General features: G+C 60.8%; 13 protein-coding genes. 3 read left to right on the top strand and 10 right to left on the bottom strand.

Annotated elements, in window-relative coordinates:
- Positions 1–2: 2 nt before the first annotated feature.
- The 8 genes from era to rpoE form a co-directional block, all read right to left on the bottom strand.
- A complete protein-coding gene (era, locus tag ASF13_RS16705) occupies positions 3–908 on the bottom strand; it encodes a GTPase Era (RefSeq protein WP_056238822.1) in 906 nt (301 codons plus the stop codon).
- Complete coding sequence (rnc, locus tag ASF13_RS16700) at positions 905–1,585, bottom strand: ribonuclease III (RefSeq protein ID WP_056238818.1); 681 nt, start codon at positions 1,583–1,585, stop codon at positions 905–907. Before rnc ends, era begins: the two co-directional genes overlap by 4 nt.
- Positions 1,586–1,732: 147 nt before the next feature.
- Positions 1,733–2,689 carry a signal peptidase I gene (lepB, locus tag ASF13_RS16695; RefSeq protein WP_056238814.1) on the bottom strand — a complete coding sequence of 319 codons (957 nt, stop codon included), beginning with the start codon at positions 2,687–2,689 and terminating at the stop codon, positions 1,733–1,735.
- A 29-nt stretch (positions 2,690–2,718) separates the two neighbouring features.
- The gene (gene lepA, locus ASF13_RS16690; RefSeq protein ID WP_056238811.1) at positions 2,719–4,518 is read right to left on the bottom strand and encodes a translation elongation factor 4; all 1,800 of its coding nucleotides are present in this window, start codon (positions 4,516–4,518) and stop codon (positions 2,719–2,721) included.
- Positions 4,519–4,844: 326 nt separating this feature from the next.
- On the bottom strand, positions 4,845–5,309 hold the full coding sequence (rseC, locus tag ASF13_RS16685; protein WP_056238808.1) for a SoxR-reducing system protein RseC: 465 nt from the start codon (positions 5,307–5,309) through the stop codon (positions 4,845–4,847).
- The gene (rseB, locus tag ASF13_RS16680; protein WP_056238805.1) at positions 5,306–6,259 is read right to left on the bottom strand and encodes a sigma-E factor regulatory protein RseB; all 954 of its coding nucleotides are present in this window, start codon (positions 6,257–6,259) and stop codon (positions 5,306–5,308) included. The genes rseC and rseB overlap by 4 nt, the downstream gene beginning before the upstream one ends.
- A complete protein-coding gene (rseA, locus tag ASF13_RS16675) occupies positions 6,259–6,903 on the bottom strand; it encodes an anti-sigma-E factor RseA (RefSeq protein WP_056238798.1) in 645 nt (214 codons plus the stop codon). The genes rseB and rseA overlap by 1 nt, the downstream gene beginning before the upstream one ends.
- A gap of 30 nt (positions 6,904–6,933) precedes the next feature.
- Positions 6,934–7,509, bottom strand: a complete 576-nt coding sequence (gene rpoE, locus ASF13_RS16670; RefSeq protein WP_056238795.1) for an RNA polymerase sigma factor RpoE — start codon at positions 7,507–7,509, stop codon at positions 6,934–6,936.
- Positions 7,510–7,989: 480 nt separating this feature from the next.
- Here rpoE and nadB point away from each other — a divergent pair, with 480 nt between their 5' ends.
- Positions 7,990–9,606, top strand: a complete 1,617-nt coding sequence (nadB, locus tag ASF13_RS16665; RefSeq protein WP_056238793.1) for an L-aspartate oxidase — start codon at positions 7,990–7,992, stop codon at positions 9,604–9,606.
- Here the strand turns inward: nadB and ASF13_RS16660 are convergent.
- Positions 9,591–10,328 carry a tRNA1(Val) (adenine(37)-N6)-methyltransferase gene (locus ASF13_RS16660; protein WP_056238792.1) on the bottom strand — a complete coding sequence of 246 codons (738 nt, stop codon included), beginning with the start codon at positions 10,326–10,328 and terminating at the stop codon, positions 9,591–9,593. The two genes, nadB and ASF13_RS16660, sit on opposite strands and share 16 nt — an antisense overlap.
- A gap of 132 nt (positions 10,329–10,460) precedes the next feature.
- Between ASF13_RS16660 and srmB the strand changes: the two genes are divergently transcribed.
- On the top strand, positions 10,461–11,789 hold the full coding sequence (gene srmB / locus ASF13_RS16655; RefSeq protein ID WP_056238790.1) for an ATP-dependent RNA helicase SrmB: 1,329 nt from the start codon (positions 10,461–10,463) through the stop codon (positions 11,787–11,789).
- A 258-nt stretch (positions 11,790–12,047) separates the two neighbouring features.
- Here the strand turns inward: srmB and ASF13_RS16650 are convergent, their stop codons facing one another.
- Positions 12,048–13,574, bottom strand: coding sequence for an MFS transporter (locus ASF13_RS16650; RefSeq protein ID WP_056238785.1), 1,527 nt, complete (start codon positions 13,572–13,574; stop codon positions 12,048–12,050).
- A gap of 116 nt (positions 13,575–13,690) precedes the next feature.
- Between ASF13_RS16650 and ASF13_RS16645 the strand changes: the two genes are divergently transcribed.
- Complete coding sequence (locus ASF13_RS16645) at positions 13,691–14,701, top strand: helix-turn-helix domain-containing protein (protein WP_056239690.1); 1,011 nt, start codon at positions 13,691–13,693, stop codon at positions 14,699–14,701.
- Positions 14,702–14,793: the final 92 nt, after the last annotated feature.

Raw genomic sequence — 14,793 nt, 5'->3', positions numbered from 1 at the left:
GCTCAGAGGTCGTCGGTGTAGCCCAGGCTGCGTAAGGCGCGTTCATCATCCGCCCAGCCCGACTTCACTTTCACCCACAGCTCAAGGTGCACTTTCGCCTCGAACATCTCTTCCATATCGCGACGGGCTTCAATCCCGATGGTTTTGATTTTGGCCCCTTTGTTGCCAATCACCATCTTCTTCTGACCTTCGCGCTCCACGAGGATCAGGCCGTTGATATCGTAGCCGCCGCGCTCGTTGCTGACGAACTGCTCGATCTCAACCGTCACCGAATACGGCAGCTCGGCACCGAGGAAGCGCATCAGTTTCTCGCGGATGATCTCCGAGGCCATAAAGCGCTGCGAACGGTCGGTCACGTACTCTTCCGGGAAGTGGTGCTCCGCGGCCGGCAGCAGCTTGCGCACAATGCTGGCGATGGTATCGACGTTGTTGCCCTTCTCGGCAGAGATCGGCACCACGTCCATAAAGTTCATCTGCTCGCTGAGGAACTGCAGGTGCGGCAGCAGAATGCTTTTATCAGTGATGTTGTCGACCTTGTTGATCGCCAGCAGCACCGGCACTTTGCCATCTTTCAGCTTGTTCAGCACCATCTCGTCGTCCGGAGTCCAGCGGGTGCCTTCAACCACGAAGATCACCAGCTCGACGTCGCCGATCGAGCTGCTGGCGGCGCGGTTCATCAGGCGGTTGATCGCCCTTTTTTCTTCCATATGCAGGCCGGGGGTATCGACGTAGATCGCCTGATACGCCCCTTCCGTATGGATGCCCATAATGCGGTGACGCGTGGTCTGCGGCTTGCGCGAGGTAATAGAAATCTTCTGACCCAGTAACTGGTTCAGTAAGGTCGATTTACCGACGTTCGGGCGGCCGACGATAGCAATAAAGCCGCAATGGGTAGTTTGTTCGTTCATTCAATTCCCAGCTTAATCAGCGCCTGTTCGGCCGCTGCCTGCTCAGCTTTGCGACGGCTGGATCCGGTGCCCACCACCGGATCTGCCATACCGCTCACCTGGCAGTGAATAGTAAATTCCTGATCGTGCGCTTCGCCACGCACCTGCACCACCAGATAGGAGGGCAGCGGCAGATGGCGACCCTGCAGAAACTCCTGCAGACGCGTTTTTGGATCCTTTTGCTTATCTCCCGGGCTGATCTGCTCCAGACGGCTGGCGTACCAGCTGAGGATCAGTTGCTCGATGGTCTGGATGTCACTGTCGAGGAAGACGCCACCGATCAGCGCCTCCACGGTGTCAGCCAGAATCGATTCACGACGGTAGCCGCCGCTTTTCAGCTCGCCCGGTCCCAGGCGCAGACACTCGCCAAGGTCAAATTCCCGTGCCATCTCAGCCAGCGTGTTACCACGCACCAGCGTGGCACGCATGCGGCTCATATCGCCTTCATCCACGCGGGGAAAACGGTGATAGAGCGCGTTAGCAATGACGTAACTCAAAATCGAATCGCCGAGGAATTCCAGTCTTTCGTTATGCTTACTGCTGGCGCTGCGGTGGGTGAGCGCCTGCTGTAACAGGTCCTGATGAGTAAAAGTGTAGCCCAGCTTACGCTGGAGCTTGTTAATTACGATGGGGTTCATGCGTTACCAATTTCTGAATGCGTCAATTATGCTGCACACGGAACAGGGCTGAGCGTCGGGACCAACACAATCTGTTTCGTGTGCAGTGGCTCCCCGTTCGGGAAGCCAACCGTTAAATATCGTTTGCCGCCCGCAGGCGGCAGGCGGTTAGTGAATACCACCAATCCGGCTGAGACGGACGCCGGTCGGCCATTCACCTTCCTGTTTTTCGAAACTCATCCAGATCGCGGTAGCCTTACCGACCAGATTACGCTCCGGCACAAAGCCCCAGTAACGGCTGTCCGCGCTGTTATCGCGGTTGTCACCCATCATGAAGTACATGCCTTCGGGCACCACCCAGCTCGACTGCGGCTGTCCCGGCTGCTGGTAATAAGCACCCGGCTGGCTTGGCGCCTGGGTGACCAGCAGAATACGGTGCGTCACGTCGCCCAGGGTTTCATTGCGGGTGGCTAAACGCAGGCCGCCCTGCAGGGTTTCACCCTGTGGCTTCTGGAAGAACCCGTTGCCGGATTCATTGCCGCCGTAACCGTTGAAGGTCTGGATAAAGTCGCTCGGCTCAACGTCTGAGTAAGTGACCGCAAGTGCGCTGGTGCAGCTGGCGCTTGTGGTACAACCCGGAGCGATTGACACCGTTTTGCTCAGCGGATCGTAAGTCACCCGGTCGCCCGGCAGGCCGATCACCCGCTTAATGTAGTCCACGCTTGGGTCTTTCGGGTATTTAAATACCGCGATATCGCCGCGCTTAGGATGCCCGGTTGGGATCAGCGTGGTCTGGGTAATTGGATCTTTAATGCCGTAAGCGTACTTCTCCACCAGGATAAAGTCGCCGATCAGCAGCGTCGGCATCATCGAACCGGACGGGATCTGGAAAGGCTCATAAGCAAAAGAGCGCACGATAAACACAAAGAACAGCACCGGGAAAACCGACGCGGCGGTTTCCACCCAGCCCGGCTGTTTATCAGCCTTGCTCTGCTCTTCGCCGGCAGTCTGCGCCGCCGCGCGTTTCGCGCGACGAGCCGGTGCCCATTTGAACTTATCCACGCACCAGATAATACCGGTGATCAACGTCGCTATCGCCAGAATCAGGGCGAACATATTAGCCATTCCAGTTCCCTCACGGCCCCAAACGGGCCTTATTTACTCTCTTTACCCACGTGCAGAATGGCAAGGAACGCTTCCTGCGGCAGCTCAACGTTACCCACCTGCTTCATGCGCTTCTTACCGTCTTTCTGCTTCTGCAGCAGCTTTTTCTTACGGCTGACGTCGCCGCCGTAGCACTTGGCCAGCACGTTTTTACGCAGCTGTTTTACGGTAGAACGGGCAATGATGTGTGCGCCGATCGCTGCCTGAATTGCAATATCAAACTGCTGGCGTGGGATCAGCTCTTTCATCTTCTCTACCAGTTCACGGCCACGGTACTGCGAGTTGTCACGGTGGGTGATCAGCGCCAGCGCATCCACGCGCTCGCTGTTGATCAGCACGTCGACGCGCACCATATCAGAGGCCTGGAAGCGTTTGAAATTGTAGTCCAGCGACGCGTAACCGCGTGAGGTGGACTTCAGACGGTCAAAGAAGTCGAGCACCACTTCGGCCATCGGGATTTCATAGGTCAGCGCCACCTGGTTACCGTGGTAAACCATGTTGGTCTGCACGCCGCGTTTTTCGATACACAGGGTGATCACGTTGCCGAGGAACTCCTGCGGCAGCAGCATATGACACTCGGCGATCGGCTCGCGCAGCTCAAGGATGCTGTTCAGCGCCGGCAGTTTGCCCGGGCTGTCAACGTAGACCACGGCACCGTCGGTGGTTTCAACTTCGTAGACCACGGTCGGTGCGGTGGTGATCAGCTCCAGGTCGTACTCGCGCTCCAGACGCTCCTGGATGATCTCCATGTGCAGCAGGCCGAGGAAGCCACAGCGGAAGCCGAAGCCCAGCGCGGTGGAGCTTTCCGGCTCGTAGAACAGTGAGGCGTCGTTGAGGCTCAGCTTGCCGAGCGCGTCGCGGAAGGCTTCGTAATCGTCAGAGCTGATCGGGAACAGGCCGGCGTAAACCTGCGGCTTCACTTTTTTGAAGCCTGGCAGCGCTTTTTCCGCCGGGTTACGTGCCAGGGTCAGCGTATCACCGACCGGCGCGCCGAGGATGTCTTTGATCGCACAGACCAGCCAGCCCACTTCGCCGCAGTTCAGCACGTCGGTATCAACGCGCTTCGGCGTGAAGATGCCCAGACGGTCAGCGTTATAGGTCTGACCGGTACTCATTACCTTAATTTTTTCGCCCTTGCGCAGGGTACCGTTCTTTATACGCACCAGCGACACTACGCCCAGGTAGTTATCGAACCAGGAGTCGATAATCAGCGCCTGCAGCGGGCCTTCAGGATCGCCTTCCGGCGGCGGGATGTCGCGCACCAGGCGCTCCAGCACGTCAGGCACGCCAACGCCGGTTTTCGCCGAGCAACGCACCGCGTCGGTAGCATCAATGCCGACAATATCTTCAATTTCCTGCGCCGCACGATCGGGATCGGCCGCCGGCAGGTCAATTTTGTTCAGAACCGGCACCACTTCCAGATCCATTTCCATCGCGGTGTAGCAGTTTGCCAGGGTCTGCGCTTCCACGCCCTGCCCGGCATCCACCACCAGCAGCGCGCCTTCGCAGGCCGCCAGCGAACGGGACACTTCATAGGAGAAGTCCACGTGGCCTGGGGTGTCGATAAAATTGAGCTGGTAAGTTTCACCGTTCTGCGCGTGATAATCGAGGGTCACGCTTTGCGCTTTGATGGTGATGCCGCGCTCGCGTTCTAAATCCATTGAATCCAGAACCTGTGCAGCCATTTCACGTTCGCTCAGGCCACCGCAAATCTGAATCAGACGGTCGGAGAGCGTGGATTTACCGTGGTCGATGTGCGCGATGATTGAAAAGTTTCTTATGTGCTTCATTTATATGGATTTTTTCGCATCAGGAAATGTTGAAATTCGCATGGTGGGTAGCGCTATGGGCTCATACCGCGATCGATTACGATGACCCCACCAATAATATGTGTCGCATCTTACACTGTTAGCCACCCAGGCGAAAGAATACAAGGTAACTTCTCCACGACATATCAACGGGGTGGAAACAGTACGGCAAACGAGAGTATCGCGATGCGTCGCTGTGGGATCGGTTCAGGAAGCCGTGATGCAGCGGTGTAAATGACTGGAGCGAAATGTCTGACCTGGGTGCGGTGTCTGCGGCAGCGATGAGCAACCGGAGACACCGCGCGAACTCAGGCATCGGTGATGACGCTAATCGCATCCGGCGGCAGCGCGACGCTGAGGATCACCGGCTGGTAAGCGGCGGCCCGGCCAAGCAGGCCGGAGATACCTCTGGCGACGATAAAGCCGCCCGTGCCACCCAGCAGCGCGCCGCTGGCCGCCGCCAGATCGCTGTGAAACAGCAGCTGGAACAGGCCGGCGACGATAAACAGCCCCAGCAGAGGTGTCATATAGACCAGCAGCGCGGAGCTGAGCAGGCTGGCTTCGGCAATGCCCAGTTCGATTCGCTGGCCAGGGATCAGCGGCTCGGCGCTGGCCACGGTCATCACGTGGGCGTTTTTCGGCCCCAGCTTGTTGAGCATATGGCTACCGCAACCTTTACGGGCAGAGCAGCTGCTGCAGGAGGTTTTTATTTCGGAGTGCAACGTGGCGACGCCGTTTTGCCACGAAACCACCGTGGCCCATTCTCTCATCATGGTGCGGTACCTAAAGTAATGCTGTCAGCGATGCGTTTGGCCGTGGCCGGCGGCAGTTCGCCGACCACGGTGATCTCCGCATTATTACGCACAACCGTCTGCACCGTACGACGCCCGGTGCGCAATTGCTGCGGTGCGCTGTTTTTATCGGCCATGGTGACGTTCACCGAGAAGCTGAACAGGCCGTCAGAGTAGAGACGCGACTCCACCGGACGGTTCAGCGACGGCAGCTGGCGGCGGTTCTGCGCCACCTGTTTCATGCCGGCGGGCAGCCAGCCGGTCTGCCAGTTGAACTTCACCTGGCTGCCGGCCGGTACCGCCAGCACCGGCGGCATCTGCGCGGTTTCCAGCCCGGCCATCGCCTTACTGACGCCCTGGTCGACGGCGAAGCTGATCACCCGGTACTGTTCGAGGGTTTCGCCGTCGCGATCCAGCAGGTCGATGCGCAGTGGCAGCTTAGTGTCGCTGTCCAGCCACACCATGTAGCCGTACTGGGTGCCGTCGCGCGAGACGATGCGGATCATCTCACACAGCTGGTCAGCCATGCGCATACGGCCAACCGGCACAAAATCGTAGCTGGCGGCCAGCTTCTGAAAATCGGCATACACCAGCGCCGGCAGAGAATCCACGATGTGGTCGCCGGTCATGGTGAAGGGCTCCAGCCCCGGTTCAAAATAGCTGATTTCGCTACCGCGCTGTATGATCTCACGACGCTCATCATCCATCTGCAGCAGCTGGGCGTAGGTTTTATTGCCGATTACCGCATGGCGATAGCGCAGAGATTCGATCCCCAGGCGGGAAACGTTGATATAGGCGAATTCATAACTGAGGGACTGGCTGGCCTGTTCCATCTGCTGTAACAGCGCCGCAGGCGCGGTTTGCGCCGGGGCGACAGTAGAGTAAATCAGGCCACCAGCCAGCAGGCTGACGGCACACAAAAGTTGCTTCATTACTGCTGCTGCATTCCTAACGACTGATTACCAGGGACCTGGGCAGCGGCCTGCTGTTCAGGGTTTTGATCTAGCTTCAGCTGGTCAGCGTGCAGGCGGCGCTGCAGTTCGTAATCCTGCAGCAGCGCATTGACGCGGCGGCGCTGGTCCTGCACCTGCTGGTTAGCCCCGCTGCTGATGGCGTTATCCGCCGGCACGCCAAGGCTGACCGGCGAGGCCTGGCCCATGATCGGCAGGGTGTTAAACGCCGGGGTGTCCGCAGACTGCTGCACCGGCTTATTGTACTGCTGCACGCCAACGATCACCGCCAGCGACACGCAGGCCGCCAGGCCAACCTGAGTAATTTGTGCCGCCCACGGGCGAACGCGTCCCCAGAATGGCATTGCGGCAGCTTCAGCCGGCTTCGGCTGCTCTTCCGCAATCAGATGCGTAATGCGCTGTGCAGGTTCTTGCTCGATTGCTGCCATCACGCGGTCAGCGATATCAAAATTGAGCAGCTGTGGCACATCACCGCGGAGTGTATCGCGGATCAGATGATAGCTTTCCCAATTTTTTTGGAGTGATGCGTCTTGTGATAATTCAGCCAGCAGCTGGTTATCAACGCTCTCACCGTCCATCAGAGCGGAAAGTTGTTCTTTCTGCATGCCTCAATACCCTTCCTGTGTCCGCTATCGCTAGCGTTGGATAAGCGGTTGAATTTTATTATCGATAGCTTCACGGGCCCGAAAGATTCGTGAACGTACGGTGCCTACCGGGCAGTCCATGATAACGGCTATCTCTTCATAGCTGAGACCATCAAGCTCGCGCAGGGTAATCGCCATACGCAAATCTTCGGGTAGAGACTCGATGGTACGAAAAACAATTTGTCTCAGCTCTTCTGACAACATTAAGTTCTCAGGGTTCGAAATTTCTTTCAGTGCCCCCGCACTTTCAAAGTTTTCAGCGTCGATCGCATCGACATCGCTGGACGGCGGGCGGCGGCCCTGGGCAACCAGGTAATTTTTGGCCGTGTTGACGGCAATCCGGTAGAGCCAGGTATAGAAAGCGCTATCACCCCGGAACGACTCCAGCGCGCGATAGGCCTTAATAAACGACTCCTGAACTACGTCAGGTACATCTCCTGAGGGAACATAGCGGGAAACCAGACTGGCTACCTTATGCTGGTAACGGATTACCAGTAAATTGAATGCCTTCTGATCGCCTTTTTGTACCCGTTCAACGAGGACCTGATCCGTTATCTGCTCGCTCATCCGAGGTAAGGTCTCCCCAAATCATTTTCCACGCGTAACTGAACTCCCAGTGTAAACCCACTATCTTTTTTTTCGAGCAAGCAGGGGTTTTGAGTCAGGTATCTCTGGTTAGTTCCGTTACGCCATTATTTTTGTGATGCCACAGGTGCGCTTTTGCAGAAGGGCTGACTTTTTTATGCATTTTAGCCGTTCTGCTGGCCACTGCTGCGCTTCACCCCGCACCCGGTGGGGAGCAGGCGTGGCATTGACGCCGCAGAGTAACGCAACAGGCCCCATTTTTCACCCTCTAATCTTGTTGATTTACCACGGTTCACCATAGTAAACGTCACTCAGCAGATAATAGCATTCTGCAGCCGTTTTGCCGGGGCGAGGCTGTGCCACGCCCTGAAACGGCGGGGTGACTGCTGAAAAAAAAGCCATGTTCCCGCGCCACAATGGGTGTTATGCTCAGCAAACAACCTGTTTAGTAAATTAAACAACATGACCCAGACCTCTGAATACTGCTGTGACGTACTGATTATTGGCAGCGGCGCGGCCGGGCTGTCGCTGGCGCTGCGCCTGGCGGAACGCCACCAGGTGACCGTGCTGAGTAAGGGGCCGCTCAGCGAAGGCTCAACCCTCTACGCGCAGGGCGGAATTGCGGCGGTGTTTGATGAAACCGACAGCATTGAGTCCCACGTTGAGGACACGCTGATCGCCGGAGACGGGCTGTGCGAACGCGAAGCGGTGGCGTTTATTGCCGGCAACGCGCGCCACTGTGTGCAGTGGCTGATCGACCGCGGCGTGCCCTTTGACCGGGATATGACCGAGAACGCCCCGTCACTCTACCATCTGACCCGCGAGGGCGGGCACAGCCACCGCCGCATCCTGCACAGCGCCGACGCTACCGGCAGAGCAGTGGAAACTACCCTGGTCAGCCAGGCGTTAAGCCACCCGAATATTCGCGTGCTGGAGCGCAGCAACGCCGTCGACCTGATCGTCTCCGATAAACTCGGCCTGCCCGGTGAGCGGCGGGTGGTCGGCGCGTGGGTGTGGAACCGTAATCTGGAAGTGGTCGAGCGCTGCGCGGCGCGGGCGGTGGTGCTGGCCACCGGCGGCGCTGCCAACGTCTATCAGTACAGCACTAATCCGGACGTCGCCTCCGGCGACGGCATCGCCATGGCGTGGCGCGCCGGCTGCCGGGTGGCCAACCTGGAATTTAATCAGTTTCACCCCACCTGCCTGTTCCACCCCGAGGCGCGCAACTTCCTGCTGACCGAGGCGCTGCGCGGCGAGGGGGCGCGGCTGCTGCGCCCGGACGGCACGCGCTTTATGCCGGAGTTTGACCCGCGCGGCGAGCTGGCCCCGCGCGATATCGTGGCGCGTGCCATCGATCATGAGATGAAGCGGCTGGGTGCCGACTGCATGTATCTGGATATCAGCCACCAGCCGGCGGACTTTATCCGCGCCCACTTCCCGACCATCTGTGAAAAGCTGCTGACGCTGGGCTTCGATCTCACCCGCCAGCCGATCCCGATCGTGCCCGCCGCCCACTACACCTGCGGCGGGGTGATGGTCGACCGGCGCGGGCGCAGCGACGTTAACGGGCTGTATGCGATCGGCGAGGTGAGCTATACCGGGCTGCACGGCGCGAACCGGCTGGCCTCCAACTCGCTGCTGGAGTGCCTGGTGTACGGCTGGTCGGCGGCGGAGGATATCGGCCAGCGGCTGGCCGAGACGCCGCTGGTCAGCGACCTGCCCGCGTGGGATGAGAGCCAGGTAGAGAACGCCGACGAGCGGGTGGTTCTTCAGCATAACTGGCACGAGCTGCGGCTGTTTATGTGGGACTACGTCGGCATCGTGCGTACCACCCGGCGGCTGGAGCGCGCGCTGCGGCGCATCGCCCTGCTGCAGCATGAAATCGACGAGTATTACGCCCATTTCCGCATCTCTAACAACCTGCTGGAGCTGCGCAATCTGGTGCAGGTGGCGGAGCTGATGGTGCGCTGTGCGCTGGCCCGCAAGGAGAGCCGCGGGCTGCACTTTACCCTCGACTACCCCGCCACGCTCGACGACATCAGCCCGACCATTCTTAGCCCCGATCAGCGAAACAGATAGAAGTCGCGGGTCAGGCTGCAGTGCGCCTCAGAATAGTGGTTATCCGCGCCGCGGATGGTCATGCGGTCCAGCAGCTGTTCGCCGGGAGTAGGTGACAGCGCCAGCAGCACGCGGTTCGGCGGGCGGGTGTCGTTATCCGCCACGTCGGTGCGAAAACGCAGGTGCCAGCCGCGCTGCTGCGCCAGCGCCACCAGACGGCTGCCGGCGTCTTCCGGCAGCACCACGCAGAAAAACCCCTCTTCGGCGATCAGGTTCTCGGCGCAGGTCAACAGCGCCTCATGGGTCAGCGTGGTGGTCGAGCGGGCGGCGGCGCGCTCGTCGCTGGCGCAGGCCGACCCCGGCGTAAAGTAAGGCGGATTGCTGACGATCAGCGAATAGCGATGCGCGCACTGCTGCGCCCAGCTGAGGATATCCGCCTGATGCACGCTGACCCGCGACGGCCACGGCGAGGCGGCAACGTTCTCCTGCGCCTGCCCGGCGGCGGCCGGATCCAGCTCAACCGCATCGATCTGCACGTCGGCGGCGGTACGCTGCGCCAGCATCAGCGCGATCAGCCCGCTGCCGGAGCCAATATCCAGCACCCGCTGCACGCCGGCCACCGGTGCCCAGGCACCGAGCAGCACGCCCTCGGTGCCGACCTTCATAGCACAGCGATCGTGGGCGATAAAAAATTGTTTAAAGGTGAAACCGTTAGCGCGCAGCGCGGCTTTCTGTGGAGACATTTGACTGACCTGAAAGAGAAACGGCGCTAGCATAGGACAATCTGCGGCGAAGGAAAAGTCATTAACCCGCGACAAACAGATGAAGATCGCGTTCAATCTGTCTATAATCAGCGCCCCAAACTGAGGAAGACCATGACTGTAACCACTTTTTCCGAACTCGAACTCGACGAGAGCCTGCTGGAAGCCCTGCAGGAAAAAGGCTTCACACGCCCTACTGCCATTCAGGCCGCGGCGATCCCGCCAGCACTGGAGGGTCGCGACGTTCTGGGTTCGGCACCAACCGGTACAGGCAAAACCGCGGCCTATCTGCTGCCCGCGCTGCAGCACCTGATCGACTTCCCGCGTAAAAAATCCGGCCCGCCGCGCATTCTGATCCTGGTTCCGACCCGCGAACTGGCGATGCAGGTCGCCGATGACGCGCGCGCGCTGGCGAAAAATACCCATGTGGATATCGCCACCATCACCGGCGGCGTGGCCTATATGAACCACGCCGAAGTGTTCAGCGAGAACCAGGATATCGTGGTCGCCACCACCGGACGCCTGCTGCAGTACATTAAGGAAGAGAACTTTGACTGCCGCGCGGTTGAAACGCTGATCCTTGATGAAGCGGACCGCATGCTGGACATGGGCTTCGCCCAGGATATCGAAACCATTTCGGCCGAAACCCGCTGGCGCAAGCAGACCCTGCTGTTCTCCGCCACGCTGGAAGGCGAAGCGATCAAAGACTTTGCCGAGCGCATCCTGAAAGAACCGGTTGAGATCGAAGCCGACCCGGCGCGCCGCGAACGTAAGAAGATCCAGCAGTGGTACTACCGCGCGGATGACTACAAACACAAAGTCGCGCTGCTGCTGCACCTGCTGAAGCAGGAGGAAGTGACCCGTTCGGTGATCTTCGTGCGTAAGCGCGAGCGGGTGCACGAGCTGTGCGGCGTGCTGCGCGAGGCCGGCATCAACAACAGCTACCTGGAAGGGGAGCTGGTGCAGGCCAAGCGTAACGAAGCGATCAAACGCGTGGAAGATGGCCGGGTTAACGTGCTGGTCGCCACCGATATCGCCTCACGCGGCATCGATATCGATGACGTCAGCCACGTGTTCAACTTCGATTTGCCGCTGACCGCCGACGTCTACCTGCACCGCATCGGCCGTACCGGCCGCGCCGGTAAGAAAGGCATCGCAATTTCACTGGTGGAAGCGCACGATCAGCTGCTGCTCGGCAAAATCAGCCGCTACATCAACGAGCCGCTGAAGTCGCGTACCGTTGATGAGCTGCGCCCGGTGACCCGCGCGCCGAGCGAAAAGCTGCAGGGCAAGCCGTCGAAGAAAGTACAGGCCAAACGCCAGCAAGAGAAAGACAAGAAGAAAGCGGAAGAGAAGCCGCGCGTTAAGGAGCGTCACCGCGACACCAAGAACATTGGTAAGCGCCGCAAACCTGCCGCTGCAAAAACCGACGGCGCGAAGTAATCTCTCCGCCTGAAGGCATCACGCCCTTCCCTGCACCGTACGGTTCCGTCCGGTGACCTGACGGGAGGAGCAGCCCGGCCTGTGCCGCGCGGTTCCCCCCGTTTTTTTTATTACAGCATGCTGTCCTGTTACGCGGCGGCGTTATCCTCACACGCCGTTAAGCGAGCCGATCTTTATCCCGCAGACGATGCTGTTAACCGACGGCGTTATCCCCACACGCCGTTGAGCGAGCCGATCTTTATTCCGCAGACGATGCTGTTAACCGGCTGCATTATCCTCACAGGCCGTTGAGCGAATCGGTCGAGCTTCATCTTGTGGAGACTGACCGCTGCTGTTCAGCTTGTTCACCCGCCAGCTGAACAGCAGCGTGCTGGCCAGCGCCAGCGCCGCGACGCCGACGGCCCCATACAGCAGCAGGCCGCTAAAACCGTCAGCCAGCGCCCGGCTGGCAACCCCTTGCGGGAGAGCGACCACCGCACCACCGGCGATACGCTCCGCCAGCGCGGCGGCATCCCCGACCTCCGGCAGCGTCCGCCGCAGGCTGGCGTTAATCCCGGCCACCAGCAGGCTGCCCATCAGCGCGATATTGACCGCCAGGGTGATCAGCCGGGCGCTGATATCAATGCCCGAGGCCATGCCGGCGCGGTCGCCGGGCACCGAGCCGGTAGTGGTGTTGGTGACCGGCGTATTGGTCAGCCCCAGCGCCGCGCCGGCGATCAGCGCCCCCGGCAGCAGGCTGAGCTGCAGCGCGACGGCGAGGTACATCAGCATAAAGCCGACGGCGATGGCGAACAGGCCCAGCGGGATGGTCTTCTCAGCGCCGTAGCGGGCGGTGAGCTTCTCGCCCAGCGGCGGCATCAGCAGCGTCGGCAGCGTATAGGCCAGCAGCGCCAGCCCGGTCTCCACGTTGCCGTACCCCTGCCCGCTCTGATACCAGATCGGCAGATAGATCATCAGCGGCCAGAAGCTGAAGTTCATCCCCACCGAGCCCATCAGCGCGCCGGAAAAGCGGCGAATGCGGAACACGCTGAAGTCGAACATCGGGTGCGGATGCCGCCGTTCAATGCGGATAAACGCCAGCCCGCTGACCGCCGTCAGCAGCAAAATCCCCCAGGCGTAAGCGCTCTGCCAGCCGAGGCTGCTGCCCTGGGTAATCAGGTAAGTGGCCCCCATCACCGTCAGCGACAGGGTCAGCAGCCCGGCGAGATCGAGCTTTTGCGCCTGGGCGTCGCGCGACTCCACAACGTTTTTCGCCGCCAGCAGCAGCGTGACCACGGCGATAAACACATGCACCAGAAACACCCACTGCCAGCTGAACCACGCCACCAGCAGCGCGCCAACGATCGGACCAAAGCCCAGCCCGAGGCCGAAGGTGATCCCCCAGGCGGCAAACGCCCGGCTGCGCGCACGGCCCTCAGGGAACTGGGTGGCGAGGATGGCGATCAGGCAGGTCAGCATCGCGCCGCCGCTCAGCCCCTGCAGGAAGCGGCCGACGATCAGCCAGCCGACGCTGCCGGCCAGCCCGCACAGCAGCGAGGTCAGGCCGAACGCCGCTATGGCGATCATAAACACCCGCCTGCGGCCAAAGCGGTCGGCCAGCGTGCCGGTCGCCATCAGCACCGTGGTGCAGGCCAGCGTGTAGGCGTTCATCACCCACTGTAGCTCGCGGAAGCTGGCGTGCAGCTGCTGCTCCAGCACCGGCGAGATCACCGGCACGCTGGAGATCTCCAGCCCCGACATCAGCGCCGCCAGACAGACGGCGATCAGAGCCAACATATTTTTCATCATACAATCCTGGAAACGAAAACAGGCTGCCAGCATGAAAGATTCGCGGCGCGGTGGAAATGCGCGGGTATGCCATGTATCGTCAAGATTATGCCAACCTGACGATGATTCGCGAGATGACAACCTTCCCGTCCGCCCGCCCGCAGCCCGCCTGTTTCCCTGCCCCGCTTAACCGGCGGCTGGTGTTACTGACCTATGAGTGCCTGTGCACCTTTGAATTTGGTACGGCGGTAGAGGCCTTTGGCCGCGCCGATGAGGTCACCGGCGCGCCGCTGTATGAGCTGTGCGTGGCCGCAGCGGAAGAGCGGGCGTTCGCCGCGCAGGGCGGCGTGCGGGTGATGGTCGACGGCGGGCTGGAGCAGCTGGCCGGGGCCGGCACCATCGTGATACCCGGCTGGCGCAGCATCCACGATACGCCCCCCGCCCCGCTGATCGCCGCGCTGCAGCAGGCGCACCGGGCGGGCAGCCGCATCGTCGCCATCTGTGCGGGCAGCTTTGTGCTGGCGGCCGCCGGTCTGCTGGACGGCAAACGGGCCACCGCCCACTGGAACAGCACCGAGGTGCTGGCGCAGCGCTTCCCCCGCGTGCAGGTGGAGCACGGGATGATTTACGTCGATGAGGGCAGCATTATCACCTCGGCCGGCGGCGCGGCCGGCGTTGACCTGTGCCTGTACCTGATCCGCCGCGACTACGGCATTGACGTAGCCAACCGCACCGCGCGGCGGATGGTGACGCCGCCGCTGCGCGAAGGCAGCCAGCCGCAGTTTTTGCAGCAGCCGGTGGCAAAGTCACCGAAAACGCTGGCCCCGCTGCTGGACGATCTGCGCAGCCATCTCAACACGCCGAGGGTGATTGAGCAGCTGGCCGCGCGCGCGGGCATGAGTCGCCGCACCTTCCTGCGCCGTTTTCAGGACGCCACCGGCACCACGCCGGGCGAGTGGATGCTGAAGGTGCGGCTGGAGAGAGCCTGCGCCCTGCTGGAAGGCAGCGGGCTGAGCATTGACCGGGTGGCGGAACAGGCCGGCTTCGGCTCCGCCGGCGCGCTGCGCCATCACTTTCGCCAGCAGCTGGGCACCACGCCCACCGCGTGGCGCAGGCAGTTTCACGCGCGCGGCGCGGTGGCCTGACCGGCCAGCGTCTGGCAGGTTAACCAGCCCCGTGCGTGCGATAACCTGAACCGCCAGCGTCTGGCAGATTAACCCAGCTCCGTCCGTGCGAT

The sequence above is a fragment of the Erwinia sp. Leaf53 genome, assembly GCF_001422605.1.
In the GTDB taxonomy this organism is placed as follows: Bacteria; Pseudomonadota; Gammaproteobacteria; order Enterobacterales; family Enterobacteriaceae; genus Erwinia.
The sequence above is the reverse complement of the archived record's forward strand: the minus strand, read 5'-3'. Positions and strand labels throughout refer to the sequence as shown.

What these genes read in the sequence shown, in the direction of transcription:
- rseC (WP_056238808.1), bottom strand. Translation starts at nt 5,309, where the DNA reads ATGATGAGAGAATGGGCCACGGTGGTTTCGTGGCAAAACGGCGTCGCC.
- ASF13_RS16650 (WP_056238785.1), bottom strand. Translation starts at nt 13,574, where the DNA reads ATGAAAAATATGTTGGCTCTGATCGCCGTCTGTCTGGCGGCGCTGATG.
- era (WP_056238822.1), bottom strand. Translation starts at nt 908, where the DNA reads ATGAACGAACAAACTACCCATTGCGGCTTTATTGCTATCGTCGGCCGC.
- lepB (WP_056238814.1), bottom strand. Translation starts at nt 2,689, where the DNA reads ATGGCTAATATGTTCGCCCTGATTCTGGCGATAGCGACGTTGATCACC.
- rnc (WP_056238818.1), bottom strand. Translation starts at nt 1,585, where the DNA reads ATGAACCCCATCGTAATTAACAAGCTCCAGCGTAAGCTGGGCTACACT.
- rpoE (WP_056238795.1), bottom strand. Translation starts at nt 7,509, where the DNA reads ATGAGCGAGCAGATAACGGATCAGGTCCTCGTTGAACGGGTACAAAAA.
- ASF13_RS16645 (WP_056239690.1), top strand. Translation starts at nt 13,691, where the DNA reads ATGACAACCTTCCCGTCCGCCCGCCCGCAGCCCGCCTGTTTCCCTGCC.
- nadB (WP_056238793.1), top strand. Translation starts at nt 7,990, where the DNA reads ATGACCCAGACCTCTGAATACTGCTGTGACGTACTGATTATTGGCAGC.
- rseA (WP_056238798.1), bottom strand. Translation starts at nt 6,903, where the DNA reads ATGCAGAAAGAACAACTTTCCGCTCTGATGGACGGTGAGAGCGTTGAT.
- rseB (WP_056238805.1), bottom strand. Translation starts at nt 6,259, where the DNA reads ATGAAGCAACTTTTGTGTGCCGTCAGCCTGCTGGCTGGTGGCCTGATT.
- ASF13_RS16660 (WP_056238792.1), bottom strand. Translation starts at nt 10,328, where the DNA reads ATGTCTCCACAGAAAGCCGCGCTGCGCGCTAACGGTTTCACCTTTAAA.
- lepA (WP_056238811.1), bottom strand. Translation starts at nt 4,518, where the DNA reads ATGAAGCACATAAGAAACTTTTCAATCATCGCGCACATCGACCACGGT.
- srmB (WP_056238790.1), top strand. Translation starts at nt 10,461, where the DNA reads ATGACTGTAACCACTTTTTCCGAACTCGAACTCGACGAGAGCCTGCTG.